The organism is uncultured Chitinophaga sp., assembly GCF_937898475.1.
GTDB lineage: Bacteria > Bacteroidota > Bacteroidia > Chitinophagales > Chitinophagaceae > Chitinophaga.
Genome location: NZ_CALEJS010000026.1, coordinates 41,275 through 59,031, shown reverse-complemented (window position 1 = coordinate 59,031; position 17,757 = coordinate 41,275). Strand labels below are relative to the sequence as shown.

General features: G+C 51.0%; 12 protein-coding genes. 5 read left to right on the top strand and 7 right to left on the bottom strand.

Going from position 1 to position 17,757, the window contains the following annotated elements:
- Positions 1-30 precede the first annotated feature (30 nt).
- The 4 genes from Q0577_RS17520 to Q0577_RS17505 form a co-directional block, all read right to left on the bottom strand.
- A complete protein-coding gene (locus tag Q0577_RS17520; protein ID WP_298738443.1) occupies positions 31-3,423 on the bottom strand; it encodes an SbcC/MukB-like Walker B domain-containing protein in 3,393 nt (1,130 codons plus the stop codon).
- Between the two features lie 137 nt (positions 3,424-3,560).
- A complete protein-coding gene (locus tag Q0577_RS17515) occupies positions 3,561-4,139 on the bottom strand; it encodes a DUF4194 domain-containing protein (RefSeq protein ID WP_298738441.1) in 579 nt (192 codons plus the stop codon).
- A 4-nt stretch (positions 4,140-4,143) separates the two neighbouring features.
- Positions 4,144-5,610 (bottom strand): DUF3375 domain-containing protein, encoded by a 1,467-nt coding sequence (locus Q0577_RS17510; protein WP_298738439.1) that lies wholly within the window; start codon positions 5,608-5,610, stop codon positions 4,144-4,146.
- A gap of 370 nt (positions 5,611-5,980) precedes the next feature.
- Positions 5,981-6,376, bottom strand: coding sequence for a DoxX family protein (locus Q0577_RS17505; protein WP_298738436.1), 396 nt, complete (start codon positions 6,374-6,376; stop codon positions 5,981-5,983).
- Positions 6,377-6,606: 230 nt separating this feature from the next.
- On the opposite strand from Q0577_RS17505, the gene Q0577_RS17500 reads away from it, so the two are divergent.
- Both Q0577_RS17500 and Q0577_RS17495 read left to right on the top strand, forming a co-directional pair.
- Positions 6,607-10,095, top strand: a complete 3,489-nt coding sequence (locus Q0577_RS17500; RefSeq protein WP_298738434.1) for a response regulator — start codon at positions 6,607-6,609, stop codon at positions 10,093-10,095.
- A gap of 6 nt (positions 10,096-10,101) precedes the next feature.
- Positions 10,102-12,102 (top strand): LTA synthase family protein, encoded by a 2,001-nt coding sequence (locus Q0577_RS17495; protein WP_298738432.1) that lies wholly within the window; start codon positions 10,102-10,104, stop codon positions 12,100-12,102.
- Between the two features lie 4 nt (positions 12,103-12,106).
- On the opposite strand, the gene Q0577_RS17490 is transcribed toward Q0577_RS17495, so the two are convergent.
- Positions 12,107-13,384, bottom strand: a complete 1,278-nt coding sequence (locus Q0577_RS17490) for a YaiO family outer membrane beta-barrel protein (RefSeq protein WP_298738430.1) — start codon at positions 13,382-13,384, stop codon at positions 12,107-12,109.
- Between the two features lie 168 nt (positions 13,385-13,552).
- On the opposite strand from Q0577_RS17490, the gene Q0577_RS17485 reads away from it, so the two are divergent.
- Genes Q0577_RS17485 through Q0577_RS17475 form a run of 3 tightly spaced genes read left to right on the top strand, consistent with a single transcriptional unit; the run spans position 13,553 to position 16,449 of the window.
- Entirely contained in the window at positions 13,553-13,912 is a 360-nt protein-coding gene (locus tag Q0577_RS17485; RefSeq protein WP_298738429.1) for a response regulator transcription factor, read from the top strand.
- A gap of 21 nt (positions 13,913-13,933) precedes the next feature.
- Positions 13,934-15,013 carry a HEAT repeat domain-containing protein gene (locus tag Q0577_RS17480; RefSeq protein ID WP_298738428.1) on the top strand — a complete coding sequence of 360 codons (1,080 nt, stop codon included), beginning with the start codon at positions 13,934-13,936 and terminating at the stop codon, positions 15,011-15,013.
- Positions 15,010-16,449 carry a glycosyltransferase gene (locus tag Q0577_RS17475; protein WP_298738426.1) on the top strand — a complete coding sequence of 480 codons (1,440 nt, stop codon included), beginning with the start codon at positions 15,010-15,012 and terminating at the stop codon, positions 16,447-16,449. Before Q0577_RS17480 ends, Q0577_RS17475 begins: the two co-directional genes overlap by 4 nt.
- On the opposite strand, the gene Q0577_RS17470 is transcribed toward Q0577_RS17475, so the two are convergent.
- Entirely contained in the window at positions 16,446-17,108 is a 663-nt protein-coding gene (locus Q0577_RS17470; protein ID WP_298738425.1) for a hypothetical protein, read from the bottom strand. The two genes, Q0577_RS17475 and Q0577_RS17470, sit on opposite strands and share 4 nt — an antisense overlap.
- Positions 17,109-17,199: 91 nt before the next feature.
- Positions 17,200-17,622, bottom strand: coding sequence for a c-type cytochrome (locus Q0577_RS17465; RefSeq protein ID WP_298738424.1), 423 nt, complete (start codon positions 17,620-17,622; stop codon positions 17,200-17,202).
- Positions 17,623-17,757: the final 135 nt, after the last annotated feature.

Genomic DNA, 17,757 nt, shown 5'->3' with positions numbered 1-17,757 from the left:
TCACCTCTAACGAACTTCAAACCTCAAGCTTCATGTCACCGGTTCGAGCTTGTCTCTCAACTCTTTAACCGTCATATTATACAGGGTGCTGGTGCGGTTGTTAACGCGCTGTACCAGGTGTACATGGGCGATAAAGTCCTGGACGATCTGGATCTTATCGCTGGGTGTTACCACCAGCAGCTGAAGGTGCAACTGTTTACAGAGCTCCATCAGGTAGGTGGCTTTTTCCTCATCCTGGTTGCTGAAGCTCTCGTCTACTGCGATGAACCGCAGGCTGCGGCTGTTCTTGCCTTCACGCGTGATACCGAATTGATAGGCAATGGCGCTGCAAAGGATAGTATAGGTAAGCTGGGCCTTTTCGCCGCCGGAGAGCTGTCCCATCTGGCGGTAGGTCTTCTTCAGCTCATTATTATTGCGGTATCTTTCATCTGCCCAGAACTCAAACCAGTTGCGCACGTCCAGCACTTTGTTGCGGTAGGTCTCATTCCGGTCCATCTCGTCTATCAGGGGGCGTACCTGGTGTGTGAAGTGCTTCGATTTGGCCTCAAAGCTCTCCTGCTGCCAGTTGGCCGCCTGCGGCAGGGCTTCCAGGAGCCGCTGGCGGAACTCGCGGATATCTGTTCCGGCAGGCATGCTGCGTTTGCCCAGCTGTATATAGGTGTCAGGCATACGGTTAAAGTTGATGCCTGCCAGGGAATCGTTCAGGCGTTTCACGCTGCTGTCAATATCGCGCTCCCACTTGTCCAGCGTTTCTTTCAGTCCGGCTATTTTGTGGGTAATGGTTACGTTCATGAAGTTCTCAAAGTCCAGCTTGAACCTGGGCAGGTTATCGCGGGTAAGCTTTTCCAGCCACTCCATGTATTCGGTAATATAGCGCGGATCATCGGGCAGGTGCTGCACTTCTGCGGGCCAGTCGGGGAAGCGGGTGGCCAGCTCATGGCCCGGGTTCTTAATACGGGATACCTGTACGGCAATCTTCTTTTCTTCCTTATTCAGGTTGTCCTGCAGGCTTTCACGCGCAGTTTCCACTTCCTGTTTAAAGCGGGTATAGATCTCTTCCAGGTTGTCCAGCTGTACCAGGGAGAGCTTGTCTGCGTGCTGCTGCTGAAATTTCAGCAGGGCGTCTTTGTCTTCCTCCGTGAAATTCTCCAGCAAGGGCTGCAAGGCCTCAGCTTCCCGCTGCCAGCTTTCCAGGCGGTCTTTCTGGCGGGTCTCCTCGCGGAGCAGGTCTTCCCGGCTGGCTTCCATCGCCGCTTTGCGGTGTTGAATATCGGAGAGCTGGTTCTTCAGCACATTCAATGCTTCGTTGCCCTGGCGCAGCTCTCCTGCCTGTGCCTGGAGTTTCTGGATGGCTTTGGCAATGGCGGCGGCGTGCAGCTCTTCAAAGCCTTTATGCTCCCTGATCCTCGTGTTGGCGTAATATTGCTCGTCCAGGCGTTTGGCCTTTGCGGCACAACGGGCAGTGGTCTCTCCCGCCTTGGAGATCATGTCTACCAGGGCGGCCCGCTTTTGTAGCAGGGCATCCCGTTTCCTCTCATTGTTCCAGCCCAGTACATAACGGCTGGGGTCATTGCGCCCGGGACGATCGTCCTTTTCGTGGCGGTGACCATTCTTTACCAGGCCATTGACAGTGACAGCCTTGTCGTACTTAGCGAGCTGTTTCTCATCTTCCAGGCAGGTATAGCTGAAAAGGCGGATCACCTCCTGCTCCACCCATTTGCTTAACGGGTGCTCGGGATGGAACTGCAGCTTTTCCGGCACAGTATCCTTTTCTGCGTATTGCAGGATAGCCGTATCCGTTACATGCTCATATACCAAACGGGTACCCAGGGATTGGGAGTTGACGTATTTGGTCACCCGTTTGTAGTGCTTGTCGGGTACCAGCAGGCGAAGCGCGAAGGGACGCAGCAGTTTCTCTATGGCGGGCTGCCATTCTATTTCCTCCTGCTTTACAGCTATCAGCTCACCGGCAAAGGGCAGCTGGGAAATATCCAGGCTGAGTGCTTCGCAGATTTGTTTGCGTACCTGTACCAGGTGATAGTCAATATTGTTACGCTGCAGCTGGAGGCTGTTCAGCTGTTGTTCCAGTGTATCACGGTGAGCGATAGCTGTTTTTTTCTGGTTACGGGCCTCAAAATCATCTTCATCGTTCAGGCGCTTTTCGTTGTTGAGCGCGTGCAGCTTGCGCTCGTTCTCCTTTTTGATCTGCTGGTAGCTTTGCTCGTCTGTGGGGGTGGTGGCAGAGAGTTTCAGCTGTGCGCACCAGGCAGAGAACTCCGCCAGTGCAGCCTGCGCCTGCTGTTGTTTAGCTTCTTTTTCCTGGATCTGTGCTTCCAGGTCTTTGAGGCGCTGGCCTGCCTTGTTATGCTGTATCTGGTAGTTGGTGTTCTGTTCTTCTTCGTTGAGCTGTTCCAGCTCGGTGCGTGCAGTTTGCAACTGTTCCTGCAGGGCTTTCAGTTGCCAGTTATGTTCGCGGATAGCGGTCTGCAGCAGGGCATTACGGATGTAGTTCTTCCATAGCAGGGCCGTTTGCAGGGTTTGTTTATGCTGCTCCAGGGAAGTTTCCAGCGATTTAAATCGCTCATACTGCTCCTGCAATGGCTGTAGCATACGGATCTGTTCTTCCGCCTTCTCAATATTACGCTGGGCGTCCAGCAAAGTGGAGAGCTGCTTTTTCAGGTCCTGGAACTCGTCCTCCATATTGCGCGGCTCCAGCATGTGTTGGCGGATGAACTCATCCAGGTTGCCCAGCACTTTGATACCAACAGTTTGGTTAAAGAGCTGGAGGGCCTGCATGCTTTGCATGCCCAGCACTTCTACCATGCGTTGGGCATAGCGGCTGGCGGCGTCAAACCATTCTACCTGTTTGCGGGCGCCTTTGTTGTAACGCTGGTCTATCTGGCGTTTCCAGTTACCTGCCAGGTCAAAGGGTTTAAAGTCTTCTTCGATGGTCATCGCCTTATGCGCAATGCCAAAGTATTTCTTCATATCCCCGTTCTGGTAATGACGCACCTGGAAAAGTGTAACCTGCTGACCGGCTTCATTGGCAAAATGAGCCAGCAGAATGCTGTAGGCCGTGTCTTTATCTTCCCGCAGGTATTCAGTCTTTGAGGTACCCGTCTGCTCATTATTGATGGCGCCGAAACCACCCAGTACATAGCTGTCCTCTGTACGGTCGCCTTTCTTTTCACTGCCACTGCTCTGGTTATAGAAGCGGTAGCGTTTCTCCGGCACAATGAGGGTAAGCAGTGCATCTACAAAAGTAGTTTTACCACTTCCATTGGCGCCGGTCAGGAGACTGGTCTCTCCCATGGGCCGGATGGCGTATATCTTTTCGTCGAAAGTGCCCCAGTTCAACACTTCCATGTATTGAAGACGGAAGCCGCTTTTTTCGCTATCGGTGCTGAAAACATTCAGTTGCATGATTTAAAAAATTGGGGGTTTAAGGTTTGATGTTGGTTAGAGGTTGGAGGCTCAGCTCAAGTATTTGTAAGACTACTTCATGAACTTCAAACTTTCAACTAACCTTCAAACCGCAAACCTTAAACGTTTTAAACGTTTTAAACTTCTAAACTTTTTAATTGCCGGTAAAAGTCATCCAGCACTTCTGTGCTGATGCGCGCTTTAATGATCTTGCAGATCCGGAAGCGCTGTTCGTCCGGTATTTCGTGTGCCTCTTCCCGGTAGAGGAAGCCGAATTCTTCTGCCTTGTCTATCAGGCGGTCTATTTCTTTGAGGAATTTTACACGGCTGGCATTCTCTTTAAAGAAGAGCGAGGCGTATTCCTTTATTTCACGGCGTTTACGGATCAGCTCACGGGTGGTGGCTTCACCGGTTTCAAATTCGGCCATCATCTCACGTAGCAAAACCAGCATGATGCTTTCCTCATAGGTAAGCGTACGGCGTTGTATCCAGCTGATGCCTGCATCTTCTTCTTCGGGCAGCGCATGTTTTACAAATGCATAACCGTCTTCTTCATCCAGCACCAGGGTAAGGCCCAGTGGCAGCAGGAAGGTCTGCAGCTCGTTCTTGTGCTTCAGCAGTTTTTCCCAGCTGCTTTTCTCCAGGTATTCTACCGGGCCTTTGAGTAATTTTATCAGTACTGCCGTAAAAGGCAGCAGTCTCGCAGGTGTTGTCATTTGCTCAGGAATTAAACAGTAAATACGGCACTTCCACAAACCGGGTCTGATCGCTGTTGATGGGGATCAGTTCTGTGGCAGTGCTTACCACACTAACTTTATTCGGGAACTCGCGCAGGAAGCGGAAATAGCCTACCACTTCTGCCAGGCCATGCTCCGGCGGGTTCATTTCCAGTATCTCACGCAGGGAAGCCACTTTCTGCTTGTGCAGGGCTTGTTCCACTTTACTCCACAATATCCTCTTATCGATGAAGGGCGTGCTGAGTGCGCGGCTCAGTCGTTCCGGATCGGCTATCTGTTCTGCGGCGGCAACGGGCTGTAACACCGTGGCAGGCGCTTTTTTAGGCGCCATCTGCAGTTTACGGTCCATGATCATCTTTATCTCCACGCCTTCCTCAATGGTGATGCCGCAGGGAACATCTGCGCGGTCCATCAGGTCGAAGGCCATTTCCTTGATGGCGCTGATCTGGCGGCGCAGGCGGCGGTGGCGGGCAATCTCCTTTTCAGAGATAATGCGGCTCAGCTTTTCTGCCATTTTATCGTTGGCATCGTATACGGTGCGGCCCTGCTGTAGCAGCATGGATTTTACGTCATGAATAAACGCTTCGTCCGCAGGGATGTCTCGTTCATGCACCAGTTCCAGCAGCTGGCTGGTCAGCTCTTTCCATTCTTCCTGTCCGGCGCGGGAAATAAGGAAGTCCCAGAAGGCATAAAAGCTCTTCCCCTGGCTGCTGTTGCGCAGGGCGTCGTACGCTTCAAAGGCATAGCCAACGATGGCGCCTTTATGCTGTTCTGTACGCGTATGATGCTCTACGATAGAGCGGTGTATCTGCTTGAAATTATCTTCCACTTCGCGGAAATCGCCTATCAGCTCGTAACAAAGGCGGGTAAAGAGTTCCAGCCTTTCCTGCACCTGTGCGTTGTTGTAGCTGTCCGGCGCAATGCCCAGCTCAATGGCTTTGATCTCCTTATCAATTTCAGCGCGTTTATCTTTCAGCATCTGCAGCCTTTTACGCACATCGTCTTCTGTATGCTCTACGATGTCGCGCAGGGAATTAAAGAGCAGTTTAAAACGGCTTTCCGTACCTACGTGCTGGCGGTTCTGCAGGCCGGTAAGCCACTGGAACACGCGCTCGGTATTGGCGCTGAGCTGGTATTGTACGGCGCCTTCTGCATCGGTGAAATCCTGCAGGATCCTTTTCTGTACCCAGTTGAGGATGTATTTACGGCTGCGGGCCTCTTCATTCTCGCCGAAGGTGATATTGGCCTCTTCCAGGTTCTCCGTACCCTCTGTGTGGCTGGAGAGGGCTTCAGCCACCAGCTGGATGAGCGCTCGTTCCTCTACGAGGAAGCGGTTATCTTCCTTGAACACCTTATACAGCAGGGGCAGCACCCAGCGGGCGTTCTGCAACCTGACCATCTGGAATGCAGGATGCGTGTTCAAGGTGTATGCAATATCTTCACTGCGCATCTTGTGTAAAATTCCAAATACCAACGTCCAGCTCCCAAAATAGAACAACTGTCCAGCCGTTCAATGATGGATGGTTTGGTGGTGATAAAATATATTGTTTAGCAATTGCCGCTTTGCTGCGGATGTGCGGTTATGTGAAAACGTAGATGTACCAATGGAATCATGGCCAGGCGGGTGGCACCGGTTCTTTTCAACAAAGTTTGACTTGTCATACCGGCAAATATAAACGAAAGATGCCTTTCGGAAAAGAATTGAGAGGCAGAGTTATTAACATTTGTGGATATTTCGAATGACAAGAGATTCAATGGGTTAGGGAGAATAAGCAGCTCGCTGTGAGCCGCTTACCCCGCCGATTGAAGTACAACAGTAGTTACCTGCCGGAAAAAAGCCGGTCAAGCGATATGCGGTTACTGCTGGCATACTGTAACAGCAAAGCGAAGAATGCCACGTGAATCAGCTGTGATGGCAGCGCATCCCAGTTCTCTGTGAGGGTGGTACCGATGATCAGCATCACCATTACGAGTGCCCCCGCAATCAATGCCTGCCTGGTAAAGAGACCCGCCAGCAGCAGCAGGCCGATCACAAATTCTGCCACCGGCAAAGCATAGCTGAAAGGCCGCACCAGGGCGGCAGGCAACATAGACTTCTCAAAACTGTTAAGCATCCACGCGCTGAAACCATGCAACTTCGGTAAACGTACCAGGCCATGTCCAAACATACTGGCGCCGATGGCCAGGCGAAGCAATAGATATACTGTGGTGTCCATACGGAATAAATATCCGGCAAATATCCGATTATTCTACTTACTCCCCCACCTCCATACCGGATAAAAATATTGCCACGGTAGAATAATTCGTTATATTTAGTACAGAGAGTCATAAGCCTGCTACTGTCCATGTTCGAAAATACCGATCACCTGCATCATCCTATGGACGCCATCCTGTGGTGCCATTTTTGCGGCAATAAATTCCTGTATCCTGCAAACCATCCTGCGTTATGCCTTTTTCAAATGATGATATAACACCGATCATCAGGCTGGCGGCTACCGTATGCAAAAAAAGCTCGGCTGCCATTTACTTCCCCGATGAACAGGGGCGCTGGCATCACCCGGACGGCCAACCCTGCAATGCGATGGAGCAACTGCTCTGCCATGCCGTTGTACAAAACCGACCCTTCTTTGAAAAGGAAGATATACTGCTGGAACCCACCCTCAGAAAAAGCATGAGCAACCCACCGGGCTTCCGGGCTTTTGCGGGCGCCCTGCTGGAAAATGAACAGGACGCTCCGGCGGCTGTACTGGCCGTAATGGATCCCCTTCCGGCGGCATTAAACGAGGAACAACGGGAACTGTTTTCCGCAGTTGCCGACGCCGCTGCCCTCCTGGTACGGAAAGCCGCCAGCGAACGTACATTAAAGGTCAGCGAACAAAAATACCGCGCCTTTTTTGAACATGCTGAAGCCCTGATGTGCCTGCATAACCTGGAAGGCAAACTGCTGGCGGTTAATCCTGCCAGCGCTACAGACCTCGGCTACACGCTGGAAGAGGTGGAAAATAAAACGCTGTTCGATATTATACCAGCCCTATACCATACCGGCCTCCGTCAATACCTGGAACAGATCCGGAAAGACATCCGGGTAAAAGGCATTATGCACACCCGCCATCGCGACGGTTCCACCAGGATATGGCTGTTCAATAACGTACTGATAAAAGATGATAACGGGGAAGAATACGTGATAGGCAATGCCCTCGATATTACGGAAATGCATAAACTGGAACGCAACCTGAAACGCACCAAGGAAGCACTGGAACAAACCAATTCAGTAGCCCGCATCGGTTTCTGGGAGCTGGACATGGAAACGCAACGCTTATTCGGCTCGTCCATCGCACAGCAGATACTGGAGGTGCCGGAAGATTTTGAACCGGATCTGCCCGCCATCTTCTCCTTTCACAAAGAGGGAGAAAGCAGGCAGCTGCTAACCGCCGCCGTTGATGAGGCCATCCGCCAGGGAAAAGGCTGGGATCTTGAACTGCAACTGCTAACTAAAACCGGGCGGGAAATATGGATACGCTCCATCGGGCACTCTGAATTCGTGAACGGCCGCTGCAAACGTATATTCGGCACCATACAGGACATTACCGACCGCATGAAGATCTTCATCGAAATGCAGCAGTCAAGACTCCAGCTCGCCTCCTTTGTGGCCCACGTACCCGCCGCCGTAGCCATGCTGGATGAAAACCTGCATTTTATTACCTGCAGCCGCCAGTTCCTGGAAGATTACCGGCTGCAGGGACAGGAGCTGAAAGGCAGGGCGCTGTACGATGTGTTCCCCGATCTGCAGGAGCAATGGAGAGAGGTCCATTACCGGGCGCTCCAGGGCGCTATCGAGCGAAACGAAGAAGACCCCTGGCGCCCTTCCTGGTCTGAGCAGGAGCAATACCTCCGCTGGGAAGTTCGCCCCTGGTACCAGTACGACAACACTGTTGGCGGCATCATGATCTTTACAGAAGACATTACCGGCGAAAGGTTACGCCGTGAAGAGTTCAGAGTAGCCAAACAACTGGCCGAACAGGCCAGCAAAGCCAAATCGGAATTCCTTGCCAATATGAGCCACGAGATCAGGACACCCCTCAACGGCATCATCGGCTTTACCGACCTGCTGCTGAAAACAACACTCAGCGAAAACCAGTACCAATACCTCAACATCGTCAATGAATCTGCCAACACCCTGCTCAACATCATCAATGATATCCTGGATTTCTCAAAGATAGAGGCTGAAAAACTGGAGCTGGACATCAGCAAATGCGACCTGCCCGAAATGAGCAGCCAGGTAAGCGATATGCTCAAATACCAGCTGCAGAAAAAGGATATAGAAATGCTGCTCAATCTGTCTCCCGATCTTCCCAGGTACATATGGACAGATGCCGTAAGACTGAAGCAGGTGCTGGTGAACCTGCTCACCAATGCCGTTAAGTTCACTGAAAAGGGCGAAATAGAACTGAAGATCACGCCCGTCAACCCCTACAGCGAAGGCAATATCCTACTGCGCTTCGAGGTACGGGATACGGGTATCGGCATTGCACCTGAACACCAGCGCAAGATCTTCGAAGCCTTTTCGCAGGCCGATCTTTCCATTACCAAAAAATATGGCGGCACGGGTCTCGGACTGAATATCTCCAATAAGCTGCTTGGACTAATGAACAGCCGTTTGCAGCTGCAAAGTGCACCCGGACAGGGTTCTGTTTTCAGCTTTGAAATACCGGTGAAAGCCGAGTATGAAGAGCAGATACAATGGGAAGGCACCGAACGTATACGGAAAGTATTGATCGTAGACGATAATGAGCATAACCGCATCATCATCAGCCAGATGCTGCTATTGCAACACATTACATCAGACCAGGCCAGGCATGGACTGGAAGCCCTGGAACTGCTGTCTGTCAATACAAACCATGACGTGCTGATCATAGACTATCATATGCCGCATATGGACGGACTGGAAACCATCCAGAAAATAAGGGAACAGTTTGAAGAGCCGAATGCATCCAAACCCATTATCCTGCTGCATAGCTCAGCAGATGATGATATTGTGATCAGGGCCTGTGAAAAATACCAGGTAACGCAGCGCCTCACCAAGCCGATCAAAATGAAAGACCTGTACAATGCATTATCTGGCATCTACAGGAAGAAGGAACAAGTCGCTACCGCTGCAGCAGCAGAAAGCGTGGAGCTGCAGAACAGGCCGCTGAAGATCCTGATCGCGGAAGACAACGCGGTGAACATGATGCTGGCCAAAACAATCATAAAAAGGGCCGCCCCCGGCGCCGTGATCCGGGAAGCGGAAGACGGTAATGCAGTAGTGGCCTTATCCCTGGAAAACAAGCCAGACCTCGTATTCATGGATGTCCAGATGCCGGGACTTAACGGTTACGAAGCTACGCGGAAGATCAGGGAAACCTATGGCGCCAGCCTGCCCATCATAGCCCTCACCGCCGGCAATGTAAAGGGAGAAAGGGAAAAATGCCTGGCGGCAGGCATGGACGATTTTCTGCCCAAACCATTCGTGGAAGAAGACATGATCACCATACTGGAGAAATGGAGCTACTTTGTTGACGCCGGCGAGGGCGGACTAAACGGGGCAGACATTAACCGCGACAAAGAGCATTTCAATAAAGATGTACTGGTTTATTACCTTGGCGGAGAAGTGGATGAAGCACTCATGAAACATGTGATCAGCACCGGGCTGGAAGAGCTGAACAAACTGGAAGAGCGGATCCTCCAGGCAGGTATGGAGGAGGAAAGAGAGCTGTTTCATATCGGTCATAAGCTGTACGGACTGGGTATTACCATTGGCCTTACCAGACTGGCAGAATTGGGCCAGCAGCTGGAAAAAGGAGCCGGAATGCAGGCGCCCGAACGCGAACGCCTGGTAAAGGAAATACTACGGGAACTGCCATACTGTAAAAAGCTGATGCAAAATTCTATCTGAGTAATTATGAAAATTCCTGCACTACACCAGTGGATCCCCGCTTTTAACCGCTTCCTGCTGTATTCAGCCCTGCTGCTGGCGACCATACTTTTCCTCAGACTGGTAGATTTGCTGGGGCTGCGGCTTACAGGCAAACTGCAGGAGCTGCCGGGCATCATGCTCTACCAGGCATTACGCACAGATGTATTCACGTTTGCGAGCATTGTACGCTGGGTCGCAATACCCTACCTGTTTTTATACATGTTTATCAGCAGTAAACTGGCCAATGGCCTCTATCTCTTCCTGGTAGCGGTGTATGCCATCACCAGTATTGCACTCATCATCTACTTTCAGCAAACATCTATATTGCTGGGAGCAGATATATACGGCTATACCGCTGACGATATCAAGCTTACAATAGGGGCCGCAGCCGGATCTTTCAAGCCTGCCTTTCTTGCATTACTGCTGGCATTACTGGCCACCATTGCCCTCCTGATCTTATTCATTGCACGCCGCCAGGTTAAAGGCGACCGGCGCGGATTCTGGTTCGTATTGCTTTGCCTGTTCTTCTTCAGGCTGCCTGTTTCACGTGAGCTGACGGCCAACCACCTGGGCACAGAATACACCGGTAATGCAGCACTGAATAAAACAGGTTACTTCCTGACCCGTTCAGGACAATATTTCTTCCCGGAACGCCGCTCAGGCAATATGGCTGATCTGGCCGTCCCGGCAGACTACAAATACGTAGGCGGAGATACTTATCCCTTTTTACGGGAAGCAAATACGCCCAACGTTCTGGGCCCCTTTCTGCAGACAGACAGCGCGCGGAAACCCAATATTGTGATCATACTGGTAGAAGGCCTGGGCCGTGCATTCTCTGGCAAGAACGCATACCTTGGCAGTTTTACGCCCTTTATCGATTCGCTGGCGCAACATAGCCTGTATTGGGAAAACGGTTTAAGCGGCGGCGGCAGAACATTTGCCGTACTGCCTACGGTCCTGGGATCGCTGCCCTTTGGCAGAAGCGGATACAACGAGCAGGGCGCAGATATGCCGCCGGCATTGACATTGCTGAACATCAGCCGGCATAACGGCTACCGTACCCGCTTCTTTTATTCGGGCAATGCAGCCTTTGACAAGATGGATCTGTTTGTGCAAAAACAAGGAATAGACAGCCTTATACACGAGACTAATTTCGGGAACGGCTATGAAAAACTTCCTGCCTATGCAGGCTTCAGCTGGGGATATACAGATCAGTCGCTGTTCCGTAAATACCTGGACAGCACCCCGGCAGATACAACACAAGCCAGGCTGGATGTATTGCTGACGGTTTCTACCCACTCCCCTTTCCAGGTACCTGAACAGGATCATTACCAGCAGCTGGCTACCGCCCGGATGCGGCAGCAGGGTGCAGATACAGCAAGAATGAGCGCTTTCCTGCAGTACCGCGACGTATATACGTCCGTGATGTATATGGATGATTGTCTGCGCGGCTTCTTCCAGGCCTTTGCACAAAGACCGGACTATCGCCATACCATTTTCCTGGTCACCGGTGATCATCGCCTCCCGGAAATACCCATGCGCTCCAAGATAGACCGCTATCATGCTCCTATCATCATCTTCTCTCCCCTGCTCACACGCAGCGCCACCTTCAGCGCTATATCCTCGCATTTTGACATCACACCCAGCCTGCTGGCTTACCTGCGCACATACCCGGGATTTTCTGCGCCGCAACAGGTTAGCTGGGTAGGCAGCGGACTGGATACTGCGCGCAATTTCCGTAACCTGCATCACTATCCTTTAATGCAGACAAAAAATGACCTGGTGGATTATGTAGACGGCACCTGGATGGTGAACAGTGGTAACCTGTTCAGGATACTGCCCAATATGGACCTGGAGCCTGTGCAGGATGATACCATGCAAAAGCGCCTGGTATCCGGCTTCAACTATTACCTGGATAAAAACGATAAGATGCTGCAGCGCAAACAGCTGATACCTGATTCTCTTTATAAAGCCTATACGAAGTAATCCTTCAGAACCGGCGTTGCAGGATGATGCCGATATTGACCTGGTTGCCATAGGTCTTTTGCCGGAACTCTTCATAGTACCAGGTAGCCATTGCCCCGATAATGTTCTGCCTGCCAACCGTACGTTGATAGCCCAGGTTCAGCTTGTAAGACATCAGGCTGGTGTTGATGGAATAGCTGATGTTATTGCGCTGATCATCCGGCGAGATACCGGTGCCAAGACCGAGCGTAATAAAATCATCTGCCCCGGTGGTATAGTAGCGGGTGGTGAAGTTAAAGGAGCGGGACAGCTCGCCCTCTCCCGGCGTTAGATAAGTACGCAGGTTGAACCAGAAATTACGGTAGTATTTGCCTACAGACGCTGTATATACCCATACGGCATCATCAAAATAGAGATAGCGGAAACCCAGCTCCGCTTCAAAGGCAGCAGGCAGGTTGGCGAAGAGAGAAAAGCCGGCCCGGTATTTCGGAAAGATATCGCTGCCCGAATAACCCGCATTCACATAGGAATAAAAAGTAGGAGAAATGCGTGGATAAGCTTCTATCTCCCCCTGCAGTCCATCCTCTCCAAACTTATGGCCGTAGTTAAGCCGGCCTATTACGGTTCCCAGCTTTGTTTGCCGTGAGTACCCGATACTGGCCAGGTGCCAGGGCTGATCGAAACGTTTATCAAAATAGGTATAGTCGTAACTGAGATCAATTTTGTTCCTGCGCACCTGGTCTTTGATGCTGTTCAGCAGCGCCCTGCCAGGCCCGTTGGAAGCGTTGACAGTCAGCAGCTGGTTAGCCGTCTCTGCCGCCGCCTGTAATTCCTTTTTAGCCACCAGTACACGCGCCTTGCGTAGCAGCAATTCTTCAGAACGGGGATAATGCTGCAATCCCTGGTTCACATATGCAAGCGCAGTATCCGGGCGGTCATTCCAGTATTCCAGATCGGTAATAGCCACATAGGCGTCTTCATAATCAGGATGCGCCTGCAGCACATAGTGAAACTCTGCACGGGCGCTGTCAGGTTGATCGGTCCAGGTGTATACACGGCCCAGGAACACGCGGATATCGCTGTAGTCAGGACTTTTAGCTAATGCCAGGCGGCTCAGTTGAATTGCCAGCGGATAATTTTTATCGTCAAAGGCTGCTTTGCGGGCTTCCTGGAACAGCTGGTCGGAAGAACGCGGGTCCTGGGCAAGCGCCCGCAGAAATGTACAACAGAACATCAGGGGGAAGAGCCATCCTCTTTTTGACAAACGGGGAATATTCATCATAGTAACAGGTGCATTCGTCATTAAAGTTATCGATAATTTCCTAACCAGCTTTCACCATCCCTAATTTAAGCGGGGGCTGCAGCGTTGATTTTCAGGGTATATTTGGCACGGAATATGGCCTTTTTAGTATATTTACTTAGTGCACATAAATAAGGCCGAAGAAGACCGAATACCTCAATCCACATTTGTATGAAAATCTTACTTGCAGAGGATGACAACCTGATCCGCAAAACCATTGAAATAAGACTGGTAAAGGATGGACACGATATAATCTCCTGTGCTGAAGGTACCACCGCGCTGGAAAACCTCAGAACCAACCCGCCCGATATGGTGATCACTGATATTATGCTGCCCAGCGCATCCGGACTCGAAATAGTCAGTGCAGTGAAAGACGTGGCAGATAAGCCCATCAAGGTGATCGTACTTTCTGCTATGGGACAGGAAGACATTGTAGAAGAAGCCTTCAAGCTGGGGGCGGACGACTACATGACCAAACCGTTCAGCCTCACTGAGCTGTCAATCAGGGTGAAGAAACTCTCAGGCAAATAACCGCCATCAAACACATTTCTCTTGACCAGTCCGGGCAACATACATCCAGAACTGCTTTATATCTATACCGCCATTTTTATAGTGGTGATACTGGTGATTCTACTAAGAACTGGCATCCTCCTCCGTAAACGCCGAAAGAAATACCAGATAGAACAACAGGTACAGTCCGTTTTTGATGAGTGGCTCAGCCACCTGCTAACGGAAGACTTTCCCCATGACGACACTTTTGTTACACCGCCATGGCTGGCGCCCGGACGCGAAAACAAAATTGCCCGGCAATATGCCATCAATCAGCTGATCAGCACCAAAAAGAACCTGGCAGGCCACGCGGGCAGGAACATTATATGGCTGTACGAAAAAATGGGATTGAAGGCAGACTCCATCGCCAAGTTCCGCAGCCCGCTGTGGTACCACAAAGCAGCGGGCATCTACGAGCTGTACATGATGGAACAGCGTGATATGCAGGCAGCCATCGCCAGGCATACCAACCACCATAACGCCTATGTGAGAATGGAATCCCAGACAGCCGTACTGGCCTTTGCAGGATTTGACGGCCTGATTTTCCTGGATACGCTGACCAGGCCCATGAACGACTGGCAACAGCTGAAACTGATAGACCAGCTCACACCCCTGGATCCGGGCAACCTGGAGCACCTTTCCATCTGGCTGAATGCCGGCAACCCGGATGTAGTGCTTTTTGCCCTGAAACTAGCCGGGCTGTACCAACAGATGCACGTATTGGAGGATGTGATCACCCTGCTGAAAGACCATCGCGAAAAACTGCGGGAACAGGCCATTAAAACCCTGGTACGGGTGGGCGATGAAAACACGCCTTCTGTTTTAATACAACGATACGCTGAGGAAACTCCCGGCAACCGTAACACCATCCTGAAAAGCCTGGCCTCCATGGCAACAGATAAGGAACTACCTTTCCTGCAAACCCTCCTGGAAGACGGTGATCCGGGCGTACAGCTGCAGGCCGCCAGGATCATGATGAAATGCTGCCACAACGGCGAAGCACTTGTAAAGGTAAGTTCCCTTGAACCGGGAGATACCTATGATCAGCTCTACCTTCACATTAAAAGCGAAATGGCACGATGAGTATAGCAGAAAAATTAGCGATCGTTCTTACTTCCGGCATATTTCTGTACTCTGTTGCGCTGGTTATCTTTTATATCTTCATTGGCATCAATTCTATTGCTGCGGTTCGAAAGTACCTGCATAAAAATGATTTTACGGATTACCGCCTGCTGGCTTCCTCCGCCTACGCGCCTTCTGTCAGCATATTGGCGCCCGCCTATAACGAAGGCCCTAACATTGTTGACAACGTAAGGTCGCTACTCTCCCTTTACTATAACAAGCTGGAAGTGGTAGTGATCAATGACGGCAGCAAAGACGACAGCCTGCAGCGGCTGATAGCCGCCTATGGACTGGAGAAAGTGGATTTCTTTGTGAACAGCCGTATTCCCACCAAAAAAGTAAGAGGCGTATATAAAACAAAGCACCCTGCGTATAACAAGCTGGTGGTGGTGGATAAGGAGAATGGCGGCAAGGCAGATGCACTGAATGTAGGGATCAATGTCTCCGGCAACGATTATATTATCTGCATAGATGCAGACTGTATCCTTGAGCAGGATGCTATCCTGAAAATGGTAAAGCCCTTCCTGGAAGAAAAAGATGGTAAGAAGGTGATCGCCTCCGGGGGAGTGATCCGCATCGCCAATTCCTGCGTGGTGAAAGACGGGCGCCTGGCACGGGTTTACCTGCCGGAGAATTACTGGGCCCGTATGCAGGCGCTGGAATACATACGGGCGTTCCTGTTAGGCCGCATGGCCTGGGCACAGCTGAACGGCCTGCTGCTGATATCGGGCGCATTTGGCGCATTTGACAAAGAGATCGCCATCCGCTGCGGCGGGTATAACACCCATACCGTAGGTGAGGATATGGAGCTGGTTGCCCGCATGCGCAGATATATGCATGAACAAAACGAACCTTATGTAGTAACCTATATACCTGACCCGCTCTGCTGGACGGAGGCGCCGGAAAACACCAGCATACTGGGCCGCCAGCGGAACCGCTGGATACGGGGCACGATAGAGACCCTGCGCTTTCATCGTAAAATGTTCATGAACCCCCGTTATGATCTGCTGGGTGTACTAAGCTATCCTTACTGGCTGTTTTTCGAGATGCTGGCGCCGGTAATAGAATTTACGGGCATGATCGCTTTCCTGGTGATGGCGTGGGTAGGACTGATCAACTGGCATCTGTTCTTTGCCTTCCTGCTGTTCATCATTTTCTTCGGTTACCTTAATTCCATCTTCGCGATTTATATTGAGGTTGCCACCTATAACCAGTACCACCGCAGAAAGGAAATATGGAAGCTGGTACTGGCGGCGCTTTCAGAACCTTTCGTCTTCCATCCTTTTGTGGTATGGTCTGCCATCCGCGGCTATTACGATTATTTTATGAAGAAGCGCGCCTGGGGAGAAATGACGAGAAGAGGTTTTGGAACGGCGCAGGGAAAGGGCGGCGCTTAAGCCTGCACTCCCAACACCTTCTTAGCCCTATCATAATACATGATGCGGTCCTGCAGCCCCGTGTAACCGCCATTGATCTTAAGGGTGATCTGCTTAAAGTCCTGTACATCCGCCAGGGGATTCAGGTTAAGCTTATTCCACTCCACACAGGCAGACATTACTGCATATTTAGGGGTAGCAAACAGATCTGGATTGCTTACAAAATCCACCCCGGTAAGCTGCGTCATCTTCTGGTAAAAACCTTTACCGGTGCCATTGAACCATCCCCTGCCACGGTAACGGAATCCATCGCCGGTTGCCGGTTCGCCATTGCCCATCCTGTTGGCATATACGTTGTTACCCAGCTTCTCCGGGTTATTGGCGTACGGTTGTGAACTCTGAACGGTGGGGAAACGGCTGGGCCATACCTGTACGATCCTCGGGGCGGAATAGTTCATATTCTCCACCAGCGCATTCAGTTCACCACTTTCATGGGCGCCCTGGGCGATGAACGCGGCAATCCTTAAGGGCGTTGTAATGGCGTATGTAGGCATTTGCAGGTTAAACTCCTCATGGAACTGGGTAAGGATGTTCTGTCTGGCCCTCGGCATGATCTGTTGAAGTATCGGGAGGGAAATGACTTCGGTAGCCGGTTGTGCATCTGAAGCAGGGATAGTCATAGGAATAAGTTATTGTCTACATGGGGTATTACTTATAACGGGACCAAGATAGTAAAAAAACATGAAAGGAGGCATGGCCGCCTCCTTCCGTTTATTTCTTCTCCCCTGCTGTAACCTCCGGCTGTGACACAGGCTCTTTGTTGCCGTGGTGACAGGTATAGCAGGTTACCTTCAGGGCTTCATTCCCACTTTCCTTAAAATACTTTTTGTTGATGCGGGCAGTCATCCGCATCATGTCGCGGGCAATCGCCTTGTGCTTGTTTTCGTCCCCCGCGAAATCCAGTTTCTTGGGATCATCTTTCCGGGGATCATGGCAAAAGCCACATTTTACTCCCAGGGCATTCTTGAACCCCCGCATAACATTTTCGAGTTCTTCATGACTAATGTCTTTGGGCAGCACCTTCAGGTTTTTGGCTTTTTGCTCCTGCTTGTCTCCCGGTGGGAAAGTAAGAGAGCAGAGAACCACTGAGATGAGCAATCCCGACATTACAATAAGGCTTCCTTTAATCTTCATAGACCTTGGTTTTAATCACCTTAACTTATGGCATTTTCCTGGTTTTTAAAAACCTGAGGGATGGACGGAAGAACTTTTTTTGGGGCGCCGCGAAAAAAAATTTTTTAAATTAAATTCCTTTTATACTTTTGCGCC